The organism is Algibacter sp. L1A34, assembly GCF_009796805.1.
Classification (GTDB): domain Bacteria; phylum Bacteroidota; class Bacteroidia; order Flavobacteriales; family Flavobacteriaceae; genus Algibacter.
The window spans coordinates 1199048-1218391 of sequence record NZ_CP047029.1; the positions used below are offsets into that span (position 1 = coordinate 1199048).

At 34.6% G+C, this 19344-nt stretch carries 14 protein-coding genes; 10 read left to right on the top strand and 4 right to left on the bottom strand.

What is annotated here, in order from left to right; translation table 11 throughout:
• Positions 1–5 precede the first annotated feature (5 nt).
• From accB to GQR97_RS05305, 3 genes are all read left to right on the top strand, one after another.
• Positions 6–488, top strand: a complete 483-nt coding sequence (gene accB / locus GQR97_RS05295) for an acetyl-CoA carboxylase biotin carboxyl carrier protein (RefSeq protein ID WP_158846189.1) — start codon at positions 6–8, stop codon at positions 486–488.
• Between the two features lie 91 nt (positions 489–579).
• Entirely contained in the window at positions 580–1932 is a 1353-nt protein-coding gene (gene accC, locus GQR97_RS05300) for an acetyl-CoA carboxylase biotin carboxylase subunit (RefSeq protein ID WP_158846190.1), read from the top strand.
• 348 nt (positions 1933–2280) lie between these two features.
• Entirely contained in the window at positions 2281–2742 is a 462-nt protein-coding gene (locus GQR97_RS05305) for a GreA/GreB family elongation factor (RefSeq protein ID WP_262922203.1), read from the top strand.
• On the opposite strand, the gene GQR97_RS05310 is transcribed toward GQR97_RS05305, so the two are convergent.
• Positions 2737–3357 (bottom strand): HAD family hydrolase, encoded by a 621-nt coding sequence (locus tag GQR97_RS05310; RefSeq protein WP_158846192.1) that lies wholly within the window; start codon positions 3355–3357, stop codon positions 2737–2739. The genes GQR97_RS05305 and GQR97_RS05310 overlap by 6 nt on opposite strands.
• A 230-nt stretch (positions 3358–3587) precedes the next feature.
• On the opposite strand from GQR97_RS05310, the gene GQR97_RS05315 reads away from it, so the two are divergent.
• Positions 3588–3842 carry a hypothetical protein gene (locus tag GQR97_RS05315; RefSeq protein ID WP_158846194.1) on the top strand — a complete coding sequence of 85 codons (255 nt, stop codon included), beginning with the start codon at positions 3588–3590 and terminating at the stop codon, positions 3840–3842.
• A 107-nt stretch (positions 3843–3949) separates the two neighbouring features.
• On the opposite strand, the gene GQR97_RS05320 is transcribed toward GQR97_RS05315, so the two are convergent.
• Complete coding sequence (locus GQR97_RS05320; protein ID WP_158846196.1) at positions 3950–4855, bottom strand: ABC transporter ATP-binding protein; 906 nt, start codon at positions 4853–4855, stop codon at positions 3950–3952.
• A gap of 87 nt (positions 4856–4942) precedes the next feature.
• Positions 4943–6046, bottom strand: coding sequence for a DNA-processing protein DprA (gene dprA / locus GQR97_RS05325; RefSeq protein ID WP_158846198.1), 1104 nt, complete (start codon positions 6044–6046; stop codon positions 4943–4945).
• A gap of 104 nt (positions 6047–6150) precedes the next feature.
• On the opposite strand from dprA, the gene GQR97_RS05330 reads away from it, so the two are divergent.
• The 3 genes from GQR97_RS05330 (at position 6151) to GQR97_RS05340 (ending at position 8664) form a co-directional block, all read left to right on the top strand.
• Positions 6151–7086: an SPOR domain-containing protein gene (locus GQR97_RS05330; RefSeq protein ID WP_158846200.1), complete on the top strand. Its 936-nt coding sequence runs from the start codon at positions 6151–6153 to the stop codon at positions 7084–7086.
• A 75-nt stretch (positions 7087–7161) separates the two neighbouring features.
• Entirely contained in the window at positions 7162–7671 is a 510-nt protein-coding gene (locus GQR97_RS05335; protein ID WP_158846202.1) for an acyl-CoA thioesterase, read from the top strand.
• Between the two features lie 222 nt (positions 7672–7893).
• Positions 7894–8664, top strand: a complete 771-nt coding sequence (locus GQR97_RS05340; protein ID WP_158846204.1) for a UDP-2,3-diacylglucosamine diphosphatase — start codon at positions 7894–7896, stop codon at positions 8662–8664.
• Positions 8665–8676: 12 nt separating this feature from the next.
• Here the strand turns inward: GQR97_RS05340 and GQR97_RS05345 are convergent, their stop codons facing one another.
• The gene (locus tag GQR97_RS05345; protein ID WP_158846212.1) at positions 8677–10476 is read right to left on the bottom strand and encodes a T9SS type B sorting domain-containing protein; all 1800 of its coding nucleotides are present in this window, start codon (positions 10474–10476) and stop codon (positions 8677–8679) included.
• A gap of 154 nt (positions 10477–10630) precedes the next feature.
• Between GQR97_RS05345 and GQR97_RS05350 the strand changes: the two genes are divergently transcribed.
• From GQR97_RS05350 to GQR97_RS05360, 3 genes are all read left to right on the top strand, one after another.
• Positions 10631–10933 carry an antibiotic biosynthesis monooxygenase family protein gene (locus tag GQR97_RS05350; RefSeq protein WP_158846215.1) on the top strand — a complete coding sequence of 101 codons (303 nt, stop codon included), beginning with the start codon at positions 10631–10633 and terminating at the stop codon, positions 10931–10933.
• A 63-nt stretch (positions 10934–10996) separates the two neighbouring features.
• Positions 10997–13345, top strand: a complete 2349-nt coding sequence (gene pbpC, locus GQR97_RS05355) for a penicillin-binding protein 1C (protein ID WP_158846217.1) — start codon at positions 10997–10999, stop codon at positions 13343–13345.
• 248 nt (positions 13346–13593) lie between these two features.
• A complete protein-coding gene (locus GQR97_RS05360) occupies positions 13594–19308 on the top strand; it encodes a LamG-like jellyroll fold domain-containing protein (RefSeq protein WP_158846219.1) in 5715 nt (1904 codons plus the stop codon).
• The last annotated feature ends 36 nt before the right edge of the window (positions 19309–19344 follow it).

Consider the following 19344-nt stretch of genomic DNA (forward strand, 5'->3'; position numbering starts at 1 on the left):
AAATTATGGATATAAAAGAGATTCAAAACTTAATTAAATTTGTTGCAAAATCTGGAGCAAGCGAGGTTAAATTAGAAATGGACGATATTAAAATCACCATTAGAACAGGCTCAGAGTCCGATACAACTATCGTACACCAAGTCCCTGCAGCTCACCAAATGCCACAAATAGCGCAACAAGCAGCAGTACCCGTAAATACAGAAGCAGTAGCACCAGTAGCTGCAGCACCTGCCGACGAAGATTCAAAATATATTACTATTAAATCACCAATTATTGGTACGTTCTATAGAAAACCATCACCAGATAAACCTTTATTTGTTGAAGTAGGTCAAAACATTGCAGAAGGTGACGTACTTTGTATTATAGAAGCCATGAAACTTTTCAACGAAATCGAATCTGAAATTTCAGGAAAAGTCGTAAAAATATTAGTGGACGATTCTTCACCAGTAGAATTCGACCAACCTTTATTCTTGGTAGATCCATCTTAATTTGAAGTTTAAAGTTTAAAGTCTAAAGTTTAACACCAAGTGATAAACTTATATTCTCATAAACCATAAACTCTTAAACTCTTAAAAAGATATGTTTAAAAAAATATTGATAGCCAATAGAGGTGAAATAGCACTACGTGTTATTAGAACCTGTAAAGAAATGGGCATAAAAACGGTTGCGGTTTACTCAACTGCCGATGCCGAAAGTTTGCACGTAAAATTTGCCGACGAAGCCGTATGTATTGGCCCAGCAGCAAGTAGCGAATCTTACTTAAAAATGTCGAATATAATATCTGCGGCAGAAATTACAAACGCAGATGCCATTCACCCAGGATATGGTTTTTTATCAGAAAACGCTAAGTTTTCTAAAATCTGTGAAGAACATGGTATCAAATTTATTGGTGCATCTCCAGAGATGATCGATCGTATGGGAGATAAAGCAAACGCTAAAGAAACCATGAAAGCTGCTGGAGTACCTTGTGTACCTGGAAGTGATGGGGTTATAGAAACTTTTGAAGATTGCATACGTATTGCCGATGAAACCGGTTACCCTGTAATGCTTAAAGCCTCTGCCGGTGGTGGTGGTAAAGGTATGAGAGGTGTTTTTAAACCAGAAGATTTAAAAGACGCATGGGATTCTGCAAGACAAGAATCTAAAGCTGCTTTTGGAGACGACGATATGTACATGGAAAAACTTATCTTAGAGCCGCGCCATATTGAAATTCAAATCGTAGGTGACTCGAACGGTAAAGCATGTCATTTATCAGAAAGAGATTGCTCAATCCAACGTCGTCACCAAAAATTAACAGAAGAAGTACCGTCCCCATTCATGACGACTGCTCTACGTAAAAAAATGGGAGATGCCGCTGTAAAAGCAGCCGAATATATTAAATACGAAGGCGCTGGAACCATTGAATTCTTAGTTGATAAGAATCGTAACTTCTACTTCATGGAAATGAATACTCGTATCCAAGTAGAACACCCAATTACAGAACAAGTAATAGATTTCGATTTAATACGCGAGCAAATTTTAGTAGCTGCAGGTGTGCCAATTTCAGGTAAAAACTACACGCCAAAATTACACTCTATAGAATGCCGTATTAATGCCGAGGATCCATTTAACAACTTTAGACCATCTCCAGGACTAATAACTACATTACATGCACCAGGAGGTCACGGCGTTCGTTTAGACACTCACGTATACGCAGGTTACTCTATACCTCCAAACTACGATTCTATGATTGCAAAGTTAATTACAACTGCGCAAACTAGGGAAGAAGCCATTAGTAAAATGAAACGTGCGTTAGATGAATTCGTTATCGAAGGCATCAAAACAACTATTCCGTTCCATAGACAATTAATGGATCATCCAGATTATTTGGCAGGTAATTATACCACCAAATTCATGGAAGATTTTGTATTAAAAAAACAAGTTGAAGAATAAATAATTAAAAACTCCGGAAATCATTTTCGGAGTTTTTTTGGTTTAAACCCATTCTATAAAAATAATTTGGGCGTTACCACAAGGGTCGGGCTTTCCGCTATATCTTTATTTGCGCAAAACCTGTCTCAGCTCCCAAAAAAGAATTATTCAAGTAGCGAAGTTCTAACCACCAATATTTTATTTCTTATAAAGCACAAAAAAGTATGCCGCATCAATCCCTAACGCGAACTCGGCTTTAAAACAAAACACCGTAAATTAAGAAAATCAATCTTCTTCATTAATCAATACAATCCTAATCACCCCAATTAAAAATACACTATTTTAGTCGCCTTGAACACAAAACAACAAATGAAACAATCTATAGAAATTAAGCAAAAACTATTCAAGATATGTTTAGAATCTATAGATTCTAGGTTCCAGACCATACAAAATACTATAAACGAAATTCAGGAATCTTTAACTTCAGAAACCAAAAGTAGTGCTGGAGACAAACACGAAACAGGTCGCGCAATGTTGCAATTAGAACGTGAAAAGGCAGGTAATCAACTCGCTGAAATAAACAAAATAAAAATAGCTCTTTCCAAAATTGATGTATCAAAAACATCACAAACTATAGGTTTAGGTAGTATTATTTATACTTCGCAAGCCAATTACTATATTGCTATTAGCTCTGGTGAATTAACATACAACAACCAAAAATTCTATGCCATTTCACCAAACACACCTATTGGGCAGTTGCTAATGGGGAAAACAGTTGAGGACTCTATTAAGTTTAGAAATCAAAATTTTAAAATTAAATCTGTCTTATAGTATTTGAGTGGCAAAACCAGATAACAAATTATAATCTTTTATATAAAATGTTTGTATTCCTAAGCTTTCCGCAGCCTTTATATTATCAATAGAATCATCAATAAATATAGATTCTTCAGCATTTAATTTACTATCATTTAAAACAAAACTAAAAATATTTTCATCGGGTTTTCTAATCCCTACTTCATGAGAATAATAGGCTTTTTTAAATAAATCATTAAACTTAGAACCGTTTGCCTCTTCATATTCATCTAAAAATTTTTTCTGATGAATGGCATTCGTATTACTTAAAAGATAAACATTGTATTTACTTCTCAAGCTTTCTATATATGCAATGCGCTCTTTTGGTATATCTAAAATCATGGCATTCCAAGCCGTTCTAATCTGCTCGTAACTTGGTGTTTCATTAGATAAATTGAATAAAGCTTCAAGATACTCGTCTTCAGAAATTTTTCCTATTTCAAAATCATAAAAAAAAGAATACTCATAATGATGTCCTGTTTTATTAACAATATCAGTTATCCCGATAGTTTCCAATTCGGCTATGGCTTTAGGAACGTTTAAATTCAGAATAACACCACCTAAATCGAAAATAATATTTTTTATAGTTTTCATTTCTAAAGTTTCTTCGTAATGAACAATGTAACAATAACAGCCCTTATCTAGGCGAACCCAAAAATAAATAAATTGAATTAAAGTTGTAACCTCTTCATCATTTACTTTGTTTTTTTATTTTTTCTTTAAAATCAGGAAAATCACCCTTTCATTATGGGGTAATCTCCTTACTTAATAGGTATAGAATTAATATAATTTTACAATATTATTAATCCATTAAACTAAAAGTTATGCCACATTATGCACAAGGAACCACAGGTTGGACAAAATTAAAAGGTTACCAAGCTCTTTGGGATCCAAAAATTGACCTCGGTAAATTCTATTTTACAACATTCAAAGGAAAAAGAGAAGAAACACCATACATGACATCTTCTAATTTCGCTAGAGTTTTAGATATTTTAAGAAATGAAACACCTGTTTACGGTAATTCAAGTACAGGTTCTGTAACTACCCAAGGCGAAGAAGTTGGGGAAGAAGAAAGTTGAAATTAACACAAATCTATTATGTAACCTCCTCTGAGTTTAAACCTATTTACTATAAAAAGGAGTGAAGATTGCCCCCATAATCTTCATTCTTTTTTTGTTTAAATTTTTTAATAATAAAGACAAACTTCTGAATCAATTTTAAGAAGGCTTTCGTGTTCAAAAAACACTAATTCTCCGTTCAAATCTGCTTCAATTAAATAATAATGTCCTTTAAAATACACTCGTTTAATAATAGCTTTTAATTTAGAATCTTGCACTACATTAAGTTGATGTGCATAAATAATCTGATTATCAATCTCATTAAACTCACCAAAAAACGAAGCAATTAAAGGGGTTTCAGGATTTTTAAAAAGATCTTCTGGTGTGCCTTCAACTTCAACTTCATGATTATTTAAAATGAGCATTCTATCTGCAAAACCCAACACATCTTCTTTATCGTGTGTAGCCACAATACATGCAATGTTTTTCAATTTTAAATACTTAAAAACATTACGGCGTAAGGATTGTTTTTTAAAATTATCAATATGGCTAAAAGGTTCATCAAGCAACATAATTTCGGGTTCCTTTGCCAAAGCTCGTGCCAGTGCTACCCGCTGTTTTTGTCCACCACTTAATGTTTTTACTTTTACATTAGCAAACTCAGTAAGCTCTACAACTTCAAGTAATTCTTTGGTGCGTTCTTGTTTTTCTTCGGGATAAAAATTAGAAAGAAACGCACCAATATTTTCAGCAACCGATGTAAAAGGCATTAAATCGAATTCTTGAGCAACGTATTTCATAAAATCATACCCCACAACAAGATTATATTTTGGTCCAAGTATTTCTGTATCTCCCCAAAAAATATGACCAGCGTTTAAATCGAACTCCCCATAAAGCAATTTTAAAAGGGTGCTTTTTCCGGAGCCGCTTTCACCTATAATAGAAAGCTGCTCTCCTGCTCTTACAGAAAAAGAAATGTTTTTTAAAATCTCGGTTTTATTATATGAAAAAGAAATATTATTAACTTGAAGCATTTGTGTTTTTTAATGAAATAAGATGCACTCGATCTTGATTTAGAAATTATTATTAAGCCTGAGGTAATTAAATCAAGATTTTATACTTTAAAGAATCTCAAACAACTTACCTGGTAATGGTCGTACAACACCTTTTAACTCCATGGTTAATAAAATGCTAGCTACTTTAAAAATAGGCAAATTACAACTAATAGCAATAATATCTAGCTGCTGTTTTTCGTTTTCTTTTAAATAATTGTAAATCACCTTTTCGGTGGCGTCCAACTCTACAAATAATTGTTTTTGTATAGCAGGCTTTTGAGCATCTTCCAATTGCCAATTTAAAATATAAGGCACATCTAAAGGAGTGGTGAGCATATGTGCACGTTGTTGCTTTATTAAATTATTACAACCTACACTTTGGCTATCAGTGGTGCGGCCTGGTACAGCAAATATATCACGATTATAAGAATTTGCAATATCAGCAGTTACCAAACTCCCACCTTTTTCAGCCGATTCTATAACAATTGTAGCTTCGCTTAAACCCGCAATTACTCTGTTTCGTTTTAAAAAATTGTTTCTATCAAAATTATCGGTGCTCCAAAAGTCGGTAAAAAACCCACCATTTTTCTCCATATCTACCATATACTTTTTATGCACTTTTGGATAAATTTGATTGAGCCCATGCGCCAAACAAGCTACAGTTTGCAAACCATGTTTCATAGCTGCTTTATGTGCTGTAATATCTGCGCCGTAAGCAAAGCCAGAAATAATTACAGGATTATAAGGTTTAAGCGTTTCTACTAATTTTTCACAAAAGGCAATACCACTTGTGGTAATTTTTCGAGCGCCAACAATACTAATAAGCCTCTGCTTTTTTAAGTTAACATGCCCAGATTGAAACAATAAAATAGGTCCATCAATACAATGTTTTAGCTTTTCAGGATAATCTTCATCTTCAAAATAAGACACCTTAATATTATTTTCTTCAATAAAACGCATCTCTTTTTCTGCTTCTTTTAAATGATGAGGTTTAAACAAACCCTCTAAAATAACGTTACCAACACCATCAATTTTAAGTAAATTTTGTCTTTTCTCTTTTAAAACTGCTTCGGGAGAGCCACAATGAGAAATTAATCGTTTTGCTGTAATATCTCCAATATTGGGTACATGTTGTAAGGCTAAAGCGTAAAGTAAATTATTTTCTATCATTGTAAAATGCTTAATTTCAACCTACAATAAAAGAATTTTTAATCTGTTAATAAAAACATCGCGATAAATTTTATCGAAAACTATAATTTTCTAACTTTGTGTTTATGCAACTAGATACTTACATAAGCGACTTACTATATAGATATGAATGTGTTACCATCCCTGAGTTGGGTTCGTTTTTAACACAATCTGTATCTGCGACTATAAACGAAAATACAAACGCGTTTTTTCCTCCTAAAAAAGTTTTGTCTTTTAACGAGCAAATTCAAAAAAACGATGGTTTATTGGCGCATTATATTGCCGACGTAGAAAAAATATCTTTCGAAGTTGCTAATAAAAAAATTGCAACACACGTTAAAACTTTAAAAGAGAGTTTAACAGAAGGCCAAATATTAACCTTTAAAAATATAGGTGATATTGTTTTTAGCAACGAGGGCAAAATTATATTCGAGCCATCTTACCAATTAAACTATTTAACCGATGCTTTTGGATTATCTCAATTCGAGTCTCCAGCAGTAACACGTGAGGTTTACAAAGTAGAAGCCGAACGTATAGAAAAAGTAATACCAATTGCGGTTACAGCAGAAAAACGTAAAAGCAGATCCTATTTAAAATACGCAGCCATAGCAGTTGTAGCCTTGACACTTGGCGGTTTAGTGGCCTCTAATTTTTATGTGAATCAAATAGAAACACATAACCAATTGGCACAACAAGAAGCCGAAAAACAGTTAGATACTAAAATACAACAAGCTACCTTTAATCTAAACCCATTACCAGCAATTACCCTTAATATTACTAAACAAACCGGTAATTTCCATATTGTAGCAGGTGCTTTTAGAGTAGAAGAAAATTGCGACAAAACAGTAGCACAACTCAAAGCCGATGGTTTTAGCGCTCGAAAAATTGGTACAAATAAATACGGATTACACCAAGTTGTCTATGCTAGTTATGAAACCCGCTTAGAAGCTCGCAAAGCTTTAAACACTATAAAAGCTTCGCATAATAAGGACGCTTGGTTACTTGTTAAAAAACTCGATTAGTAGTTTTCACAAAACCCCCGTTCTATTACTGCCATAATTGTTAACTTCGCCACATCTTAAACCTAATTATTTTTGATGCAAGCAAAAACACCCGAACAATCTAGAACCATAATGACAGATTTGGTTTTACCTAGTGAAACCAATCCTCTAAATAATTTATTTGGAGGCGAATTATTAGCACGAATGGATCGTGCAGCCAGTATTGCAGCTCGCCGCCACTCGCGTCGCATTGTGGTTACCGCCACTGTAAACAATGTAGCTTTTAACCGTGCCGTGCCACTTGGCAGTGTAGTAACTGTAGAGGCTAAGGTATCTCGTGCCTTTAAAACCTCAATGGAAGTTTTTCTAGATGTTTGGATCGAAGATCGCGAATCTGGCGACCGTGCCAAAGCCAACGAAGCTATTTACACTTTTGTAGCCGTAGATGAAACTGGTCGTCCAATTCCTGTGCCAGAAATACACCCAGAAACCGAACTCGAAATAGAACGTTATGATGCCGCATTACGCCGTAAACAATTAAGTTTACTACTAGCTGGAAAAATAAAACCTAACGAAGCCTCGGAACTAAGAGCTCTTTTTGACTAAAATCATGAAAAATAATTTGGGAGTTACCACAAGTGGTCTAGCTTTATTCGTTAGTTGTTGTTTTAAATTAAGCAACTCATGAATATAAATATTCACTATGCGCTTCCTTCTTTAGTAAGGGACTTAAATACACCGTTCAAGATCTAACATACTAGTTTACAAAGACCAATTCCAAAAACGCAAACATCGGTTTTTTTCGCCTAAAAAAGTTATATTTACAGCATGCAAATTCCAAAAGGAAAAAAAATATATTTCGCCTCAGATAACCATTTAGGAGCACCAACAAAAGACGCTTCCTTTCCGCGCGAAAAAAAATTCGTAGCTTGGTTAGACGAAATAAAACAAGACGCCGCAGTTATATTTCTAGTTGGTGATTTATTCGATTTTTGGTTCGAATACAAAACCGTAGTACCAAAAGGTTTCACTAGAACATTAGGAAAACTTGCCGAAATATCGGATTCTGGAATACCAATTCATTATTTTGTGGGTAACCACGATCTTTGGATGAATGGTTATTTTGAAGAAGAACTTAACATACCCGTTTACCACAAACCAAAAGAATTCACGTTCAATAATAAAATATTTTTTATTGGTCATGGCGATGGTCTAGGCCCGTACGACAAAGGCTATAAGCGCATGAAAAAAGTGTTCACCAATCCTGTTTTTAAGTGGTTGTTTCGCTGGGTACATCCAGATATTGGAGTAAGCATAGCGCAATACTTATCAGTAAAAAACAAACTTATTTCGGGCGACGACGATGCCAAATTTTTAGGAGAAGAAAACGAATGGCTCGTGCAATATGCCAAAAAAAAGCTGGTTAATAAACATCGTGATTATTTTGTTTTTGGACACCGCCACTTACCAATGGAAATCAATCTTGGTCAAAATTCAGATTATCTAAATCTTGGCGATTGGATTCAATATTTCACCTACGGCGTTTTTGATGGTGAACAACTTGAGTTAAAAACTTACGAGATTGAAGACCCTAAATAATTAGAATGTTTTTTAACGCTTTAAAGTAAAGTGGCCTGTAAACTGCTGCCCGTTAATGATAATAACATACCAATAATCGTCTGTTTCTAAAAGTTCTCCAGCAAATAATCCATCCCATAAAAACGGTGCATTTTCAGAAAACTTCAAAAGCTTTCCATAACGATTAAAAATAGAAACTTGCGTAGATTGATAATATTCTATTCCTTTTAAAGCAAAGCTATCATTTGCGCCATCTCCATTTGGTGTAAAAAACTTAGGAATAAAAAAATGAATGAATTGCATGGAAACGATCTCGTCGCAATTCTGTTGTTTCATATAAATAGTATAATTACCGCCTTCAATATTTGTAAAAATATTATTTGGCTGAAATATATTTCCGGTAATAGAATATAAAAAATCACCTTTGTTCTCCGTAGTAATTACAATACTTTTACCAACAGACTCGACAGATGCAATAATTGGTAAATCTATCTGCGAAAGCGTTATTATTTTTGTTACAGCACAACTTTCATTTGCAACTTCTACAGTATAAATTCCGGCTTGATCTACATTTATAACCTCAGTGGTTTCACCAGTATTCCATAAATAAGTTGCAGTAAAAATATTGGTGTCGGCATGAAGTTCTATACTTTCATTTTCGCAAAACTCCAATGTTTCATCTTCAACTTCAGGAATTTCAAAAAATGTAATACTCACTTCAGTTCGCGTATTAGAAATACAATTTCCGTTTACAGTTTCCGCTTCAGCGTAATACAACCCATTTGTTGTGGCATTATAAGTTGTGCTATTCGCTTGGAGTAAAGTTCCGCCAATTGCAGCACTATACCAATTTACAACAACTCCTGAAGGTACCGTTACGCTTAACGGCGTAGTATCGTTCTCGCAAACCAAAACATCTCCATTACTCGCTGGTGCATTGGGTTGTGGAATAACTCGCACTTCAAAAATATCGGAAGTAGAATTACAAGAATTATTGGTTAAATTAACAACGTCTTCAGCAACTTTAACTCTATAAAATGTAGTGTTATTAAGTGGTGGTGTAGTATATTTTTCAGCATTCTCACCAATAATATCTATCCAGTTTATACCATCATTACTTTCTTGCCATTGATAAAAATGACTTGAGAAAATAACAAAATCAGGTGTCACGGTTAATTCGGTTGAAAACGGCAAGTTATCTTCACAAACATCAATATGTGTTTCGTTTAAAACATCTTCAATAATAACGGTATCTCCGCAGGTTTTAAAAACAATATCGTCTATCGCTAAATCATTTCCACAACCTCCAATACCATTATTCAACATTTTTAAAATAATAGATGTTTGCCCAGGCTCCGATTGAAAAACCAACGCATATTGCCTCCAATCTGCGCTTGAAGTACCATAAATGTCTCCAGTATTACCACTTGCTAATAATTGCGTATCGGTATTATCCCAAATTTCAAACTTTACATTAATTGGAATGCCTATACCGCAACTATGGTTGGCGGGTAATAAATTTACCATCCAAGACGAAAACTCATAAGTTGTGTTTTCACACAAACCACTAATAGCCGTTCTATAAAATTCGCCAGAAGTATAATCGGCATTAACCACTAAACTTCGCCCGTTGGTATCGCCCGCAGTATGATCGGGTATATCGTGCCAACCAAACCAATTTGTTCTATTAGAAATGGTATAAAACCCATCAAACGGCTTTACACTAGCAAAACTGTATGTTGTTGTTCCTGCTGGTAATGGCACATTATTTGTACCTACCCCAAACGTTTCAGTAAAAATAGGATCGCCAGAATTACCGCTACAAAACCCCAATTGTGCTTGGGCTTTTACAGCGAGTAAAAAAATAAATAATATTAGAGTTTCTTTTTTAATGACTTTACTATTTTTCTTTATGCTTCGTATTTTAAATAATACGAATAGCTATATTAGTAAAAAAAAGCGCTCCAATTAACTAAATCTTCCTATAATGAACCATTTACCTTATTATTCGGTTATTTTTACATCAACTTTAAACGAAGACACCGAAGGCTACAACGCTATGGCCGAAAAAATGGAAGCCTTGGCTAAAGAACAAGATGGTTTTTTGGGTATAGAAAGCGCTAGAAACCAAATTGGTATTACCGTAAGTTACTGGAAAAGCCTAGAAGCTATAAGAAATTGGAAAGCACAAACCGACCATATAGAAGCCCAACAAAAAGGAAAAAAAAGTTGGTATAGCTGGTACAATGTAAAAATTTGCAAGGTAGAACGTGAATACAGCTTTCATTAATTCATCCTAAAATTATGCGAATTCACATCTAAACAAGAAGGCTTAGAGTATATAATTTAAGTGATGACCCTAATAAACTACATAAAAAAGAATAAAGTAAAATCGGCAATTGCTACATTACTTTTAGTTTCCTATTATTTTTGCTTACCAAAGCCCTTATTTAAAGATCCAACAGCCACGGTAATCACAAGTTCTAATAACGAATTACTTGGCGCACAAATTGCAAAAGACGGACAATGGCGATTCCCGCATAACGATTCTATTCCCGATAAATTCAAAACTTGTATTGTTCAGTTTGAAGATGAATATTTTTATAAACATCCTGGTTTTAATCCCTTTTCAATATTTAAAGCTTTAAAAGAAAATTTAAAATCTGGCGGTATAAGACGTGGCGGAAGTACCATTACACAACAAGTTATTCGCTTAGCGCGGAAAGGACAAAAAAGGACTTATTTCGAGAAATTTATTGAAATTATTCTAGCAACACGGTTAGAACTTTCGGCTTCTAAAAATAAAATTTTAACGCATTATGTGAGTAATGCCCCTTTCGGGGGAAATGTAGTTGGTCTCGATGCGGCATCATGGCGTTATTTTAATAGAAACTCCAACAACCTCTCTTGGGCAGAAAGTGCAACCTTGGCTGTTTTGCCGAACGCACCAAGCTTAATTTACCCAGGAAAAAACCAAGAGCGGCTATTAATAAAGCGCGATAGATTACTAAAAAAACTTTTAGAAAGCGCTAAAATAGACACCCTTACTTACGAGTTATCTGTTGCCGAAGGCTTACCACAAAAACCCTATAGATTACCGCAAACAGCACCTCATCTATTACAAAAAGTAGCGTTAAAACAATCTGGACAGCGCGTACAAACTACTATTGATATTAAATTACAAAACCATGTAAACTACATTGTAAAAAACCATTATAATAAATTAAGTCAGAATGAGATTTACAACGCAGCTGTTTTAGTTTTAGATGTAAAAACCAGAAAAGTTTTAGCCTATGTTGGTAATACACCAACCGATAAAGCCCATCAAAAAGATGTTGACATTATTGATAAACCACGTAGTACAGGCAGTATTTTAAAACCCTTTTTATATGCTGCCATGTTGGATGCTGGCGATTTATTACCCAATACCTTGGTTGCAGATGTACCTACACAATACGGCAGTTATAACCCTGAAAATTACAATAAAACTTACGATGGTGCCGTGCCTGCAAGTCGAGCATTATCTAGATCTTTAAATGTACCAGCCGTGAGAATGTTACAGGAATTTGGTCTAGACAGGTTTTATCAATATTTAAAATTTCTAAAACTTAAAGATTTAAAATACAATGCCAACCATTACGGTTTATCACTTATTCTTGGTGGTGCCGAAAGTAACCTTTGGGATTTATGTAAAAATTACGCCGCTCTATCTTCTACTTTAAATCATTTCTCTGAAAATTCGAGCACCTATTTTTCAAATGAATTTTGCGAACCCTCTTTTTTAGCCTCATATAAAGTAAACTTTGGAAAGAAAACAACGGATAAAACCCTATTTGATGCCGCTTCCACGTACTTAACATACAAAAGTTTAAAGGAAGTTAATCGTCCAGAAAGCGATGAAAGTTGGGAGTTTTTTGATGGGTCTAAACAAATTGCTTGGAAAACAGGTACCAGTTTCGGTTTTCGAGATGCTTGGGCTATTGGCTCTACTAAAGATTATGTTGTGGGTGTTTGGGTTGGCAATGCAGATGGCGAAGGCCGGCCAGGACTAGTTGGTGTGCAAACAGCAGCGCCAATAATGTTCGATGTTTTCGAAACTTTACCAAATAGCAATTGGTTCTCAGAACCTTTTGATGAAATGAAAAAAGTAACCATTTGCAAACAAAGCGGTCACCGCGCCTCACAAAATTGCGATGACACGGAAGAAAAATTTATTCAACTATCGGGTTTAAAAACTAAACCTTGCCCTTATCATGTTTTAATTCATTTGGATAAAACGGAAAACTTTCAAGTGAATTCCTCCTGCGAAGATTTGAGTAACATTATCCATAAATCGTGGTTTGTATTACCACCATTAATGGGTTATTATTACAAAACTAAAAATCCATTTTACAAACCATTACCCAAATTTAAGCCCGATTGTTTAGGCAAACAAGCCGCTTCTATCGAGTTTATTTACCCTAAAGAAAACAATACTATTTTCCTTCCTAAAGATTTTGACGGAAAAACTAACGAGCTTATCCTAAAAATAGCACACTCAAAACCGGAACGAATTGTCTATTGGTCGATAGACGAACGGTTTATTGGCTCTACAAAAAACATCCATGAAATGGCTATTATTCCTACCGTTGGTAAGCATATTATTACTGTTATGGATGAGCTTGGAAACGAGCAAAAATGTAGCATTACCGTTAGTCTATAACCGTTTGACTTATGTTTTAATCACTACAACGGATTAATTCTCAATTTAAGTCCTTATCGCCTATTCTTGCTTAAAATATTTTAAAGACAAATACCATTCACCGAAAACTTATTAACAGAGTTATCAATTAAAGTAAATTTGTACAAGAATTAAGATAATCAAAAAATGTGTTTTGTGGACACAGATAAAAATAACTCCACAAGCCCCTAAAAATCAACATATTTTTCTCTCAACAAAATCACCTACTTATGAACAAAATATACTCTTACCTACGAAGTGTATTAAAAAACATATTAGCAACCTTATTGTGTTTGTTTGCTTTTAATGCTGTTGATGCTCAGTGCTCTTATGATATTAACAATCTAGGAGGCAACGACCTAGTTGACTGGAACGGACATTATATTTCAAAGGTTACTATAGAAGGTGATAATTCCTCTACAGAAATTAACAACTCTAACATAAATACGAGTTATACGGATTACACGAGCCAATCTGCTGATGTTACTGTGGGTAATACCTATGATTTTTCTGTAAATAGTAATATCCCATGGGACAATAGCGCTATTAGTATTTGGATAGATTACGATAACAATGGCACATACACAGAAGTCTACTTTGAAGATTTTAATACATCAAATCCAAAAACCGGTTCTTTTACAATAGACCCAACTGCTAATTCTGGAACTTCTAAAGTACGAATCCAAGTTTCCTATTGTTCAAACTGTGGCGGGGGTTCAGATGGAGCTATCATTTCCCTAGATGGTTGCGATTTTACAAATACTTATAGAGGAGATGTTGAAGATTATACTTTAAATATTAATCAAGTATCAATAACACCAGTCGTAGCTGATGATAATTTGGATGTTTTAGTGGGTAGTGCCGCTGGAACGGCTAATCAAGTTAATGTAGCTAGTAATGATTATATTGGAACAGCAGGAGGTGATACTGATAATTATAGCTTGTCTACAGTTGCTTCTAATGGAATTGTAACTGAAGAATCAGATGGCGTGTTTCAATACATACCAAATAGTGATTTTGTAGGATCAGATAGTTTTACATATGATTTGTGTAATCAATTTTCACAGTGCGAAACGGGTATAGTTAGTGTTTTTGTCGGTTTTAATGCTTGTGTTCCAACAAGTAATTCTAATGGGACGCATTATATAACTAATGTGTATTTACCGGGAGAAACTACAATGATTAATAATTCTTCTGGAGATGATGGTGGTTATGGGAATTATATTGAAACGCAAAGTGCAGATTTAACGAGAGGATCAACTTATCCAATAGAGCTTTCTGTTTCAAACCAAATGGCTTCAGAGAACAGATCTGGTTGGACAGTATATATTGATTTAAATAGAGATGGAAATATTACAATAGCAGAAGAAGTTTGGAGTTCTGCAAGTGCAAATCCCTCATCTAGTGGTGAAGACCAATCCTTATCAAGTACAGATAACACATTTAATCTAGGCTCTATAACTATTCCATCCACAGCAGGTTTAGGAAAAACATTGATGCGTATTGGTGCAAGACGTTATTGGGATGCATCTAAACCGTGTGGAAATACAGATGGGCAACCTGAAGAGTTTGAAGATTATATAGTAGATATTAAAAGTGACGCTACAGCGCAAGAGATTGATTTGTATGGTAATGGTTTAGGTATAGTTTCTGGGGCAACAATGACAAGTACAGATAATTATACAGATTTTGGTGTTTATGATATTAATTCTGGTGCAGTAACAAGAACATATGTTATAGAAAATACAGGTATCACAGATTTAGTATTACAAGCACCTTATGTTAGTGTATCTGGTTCTACTGCTTTTACAGTAGCTACACAACCAGTATTAACAACATTAACACCAGGGGAATCTACAACATTTACAATTGCTTTTAATCCAGATGTAATAGGGGCGTATACAGGAGTTATTTCTATTCTTTCTAATGATGTAGATGAAAATCCATTTACTTTTACAGTCTCTGGTGAAGGCGCACAAACCTTTCCTGATACTGATGGAGATGGTGTGCCAGATAATATAGATATAGACGATGATAACGATGGATTAACAGATAGTTATGAGAGTTCTATTTGTAACAGTAATTCTAATGCTTCGACAGCAGAAGTTGTTTTTTTAAATGAAACTTTTGGAGCAGGAAACGATAGAATTCAAATTAATGGCAATTATGCAGGAGCAACAACCACCTATTGCTGGGAAGATGGTAATGGCTCATGTCCAGCAACCTATAATCCAACAAGTGTAAATGACGGAGATTATACAGTATATCATTCGGTTACCAATAATAATGGGGTAACAGAAGGTATAAATGTGGATCTTTCTGATTGGGCAGAAGATTATTGGTATTCAGGAGGTGACCATACAACAGGAGATACAAATGGTAGAATGGCTATTTTTAATGCAGCAACAGACCCTGGTACTTTTTATAGTCAAGATATAACAGGAGTTACCACAGGTGTGCCAATTCAGTTTGGGTTTTATGCTATTAATTTAGATCGCGATAACGCACCTGGTGTAGGTGGTCGAGAAAAACCAGAAGTAGTTATAACTATTTATGACAACCTTGGTAATGTAATTGCCACAGATACATCAGGAGAGATTCCTCCAACAAGTGCCTCAAACCCTGATGGAGATTGGGTAAAAGTATCTGCAAGTTTTGTTAGTACCGTTTCTCAATTTACTGTAGTATTAAGTAATGCTAATCTAGGAGGTAACGGAAACGATTTAGCTATTGATGATATTTTTGTAACGCAAACACTTTGCGATTTAGATAGAGATGGTGTTGCGGATATTATAGATTTAGATAATGATAATGATGGTATACCAAACGTTGTAGAGTTAGGTTTAATAGATGACAACTTTGATTCCACTGTTTATAATGACACAACAAACCCTTGGGTAGATGCTAACGGGAACGGAATGCATGATGCATACGAAACTATAACAATTTTAGATTCCGATGGTGATGGTGTACCAGATTACCTTGATCTAGATAGTGATAATGACGGTGTTTTTGATGCTGTTGAATATAATGGTTTTGGTGATATAGATGTCAATGGTAATGGTACCGGTGATGGCTCAGATTATCAAGATGCTATATCTGGTATTGATACCGATGATCAAGATGGTGATGGTATTTTATCAATAGTAGATGATAATGACAATGATTCGGATGGCACAGATCACGGAACGCTTACTTATAACGCTCCTTTAGATTCGGATGGTGATGGTGTACCAAACTATTTAGATATAGATAGTAACGATGCTCCAAATAATACTACTAACGGTAGTGATATAGATACTACACAAATTTATGCGTATTTAGATGCCGATAACGATGGCATTATTGATGGAACTAGCGACCTGGACAACGACGGAATCCTAGATGCTTTCGATACAGATAATAACGTCTTTGGCTCACCAAGAGACTTAAGCGACAGCTATACACTTTTCTTCGATGGAAGAAATGATTATGTAGAAGATGGTAATGTAATAAATGGTTGGGCAAATGCTACCCTTATGGCATGGATTAAAATTGAACCAGGAGCAACCGGTGATCGCGTTGTTGTTGGCCAAAATAGTTTTAATATTATGGTAACCAATGGTGGTCGTATTAAAGTTGAGGCTAACAGTGATACTCGAGAAGGTAGTACTGCTTTACCCGAAGGTATTTGGGTTCATGTTGGAGCAACTTATAGTAGTACGGATGGAGAGTTCATAGTTTATGTTAATGGCGATCCTCTTCCTGTAGTCTCTGTTGCGAATAGTTTATTTACAGATACCTCTAACTTTACCATAGGAAGAACACCAAATACAGACACCCGCTATTTTGAAGGAGAAATAGATGAAGTACGTTTATTCAACGAAGCTTTAAGTGAAACTTCATTCCAAAGAATGGTTTATCAAGAATTGAGTGATACTAATTTTAATCAAGGCGCCATAGTTCCTTTAGATATTGATGCCGCAAACACATTTAACACATCTCTAGTTAGGTATTTTAAAATGGATACTTTTAAAGATGATATTGTGGATGACGCCACAACATTAACTATCGATGTTGGCACGGGTGCAAGGCTACATAACATCAAAAACATTTACTTTCAAACCGCACCATTACCTTATGAAACTAAAGCTGTAGGATCTTGGAGTTCAACAAATACATGGTTACACGGTGATGTTTGGGATATTGACGCGGAAGCAACCAATCAAGATTGGTCTATAGTACATGTTAAACACAGTCTAACAACCGCAACTAGACATGCAACAGCTGGTTTAATAGTTGATGCTGGTGTTGAATTATCAATACAAAGTGATGTTGAACTTAACAACTCTTGGTACTTAGACCTAGCTGGACTTATCGATTTAGAAGGTGAATCTCAACTAATTCAAACAGAAAATAGTGTTTTGGTTGCAACTGGATCTATAGAAAAAGACCAACAAGGCACAGAAAATTTATATACTTATAATGCTTGGTCATCCCCTATACATACTACTAATCCAGATGTTGATATAAATGGTAACGAAACATATACCGTAGCAACCGTTTTAAAAGATGGTGAAGATCCTCTAACTCCAAAACCTATTTCATTCGTTTCTGGTTATAATGGTAATAATACATCTAGCCCAATAGAAATTGCAAACTATTGGATTTGGAAATTTGCAAATAGCCCAAGTGATAGTTATGCTCATTGGCAACAGGTAAAAAGTACTGGAGAAATAAAAGTTGGAGAAGGGTATACAATGAAAGGACCAGGAACAGGATCTATTTCTACAGATAAGAACTACGTGTTTCAAGGCACTCCAAATAATGGAGAAATACTTTTAAAAACAGATGCAGGAAACGATTACTTAGTTGGAAACCCATATCCATCTGCTATTGATGGTATAAAATTTTTAAATGATAATCCTCATTTAGATGGTACTCTATATTTTTGGGAACATTACGGAGGCGGTTCACATATACTAAGAGAATACGAAGGCGGCTATGGCACATACAACTACTCTGGTGGAGTTCCTGCAATAGCAACAAAAGCTACTCCAAACGCAGATGTTAGTCAAACTGGTATATCAACAAAAGTTCCTACTCGATATATCGCCGTGGGCCAAGGATTCTTTGTAACTGCTACTGCATCGGGAAACACAAGTTTTAATAATGATCAACGTGTTTTTGTTACCGAAGCTAGTGCCACCAATTCTTTATTTATGAAAGGAACAGCTGGAAAAGCTAAAATAGCAGCAATAGATACTAGCCTAGATGATTTACGAACCAAATTACGCTTAAACTATAATTCGCCTAACGGGTATACACGCCAAATATTAACAACCATAGACGAGAATGCAACTATGGAAATCGATAGAGGTTATGACGCTCCTTTAACTGAGGACAATGTGGAAGATATGTATTGGGAAATTGACGATAATAACTTTGTTATCCAAGGTATTGATGAACCAAATACAGAAACTAAATTACCTCTTTCTATAAAAGCAAAAACCGCAGGTGAAATTGAAATTACTTTAGCCGAATTAAATTATCCAACCGAAGATTTTGAATTATACATAAAAGATAATTTAACAGATACCTATCACGATTTAATTGAAAACACTAGCTTCACGACAACTGTAGAAAAAGGAGTAACTTCAAATCGGTTCGAAATTGTTTTTGCTAAACCATCAAGTACTTTAAGTATTTCTGATAATAATTTATTAGAAAATGTTGTTGGTGTATATTATAATACTTCTAATGCCGCTATACAGATTACTAATCCTGATAATTTTTCAATTGAAAACATAATAGGAACTAATATTTTAGGACAAAAGGTATTGAATGAAGCGATTAATTCTTCTGATAAAAATATAACTTTACCTGCTAATCTAGCTTTAGGTATTTATATTTTTACAATTGAAACAGATCATTCAAAAATTATCAAAAAAATGATAATTAAATAATTAAAAAAACTTACACCAATAGATTAAATAGGAAAA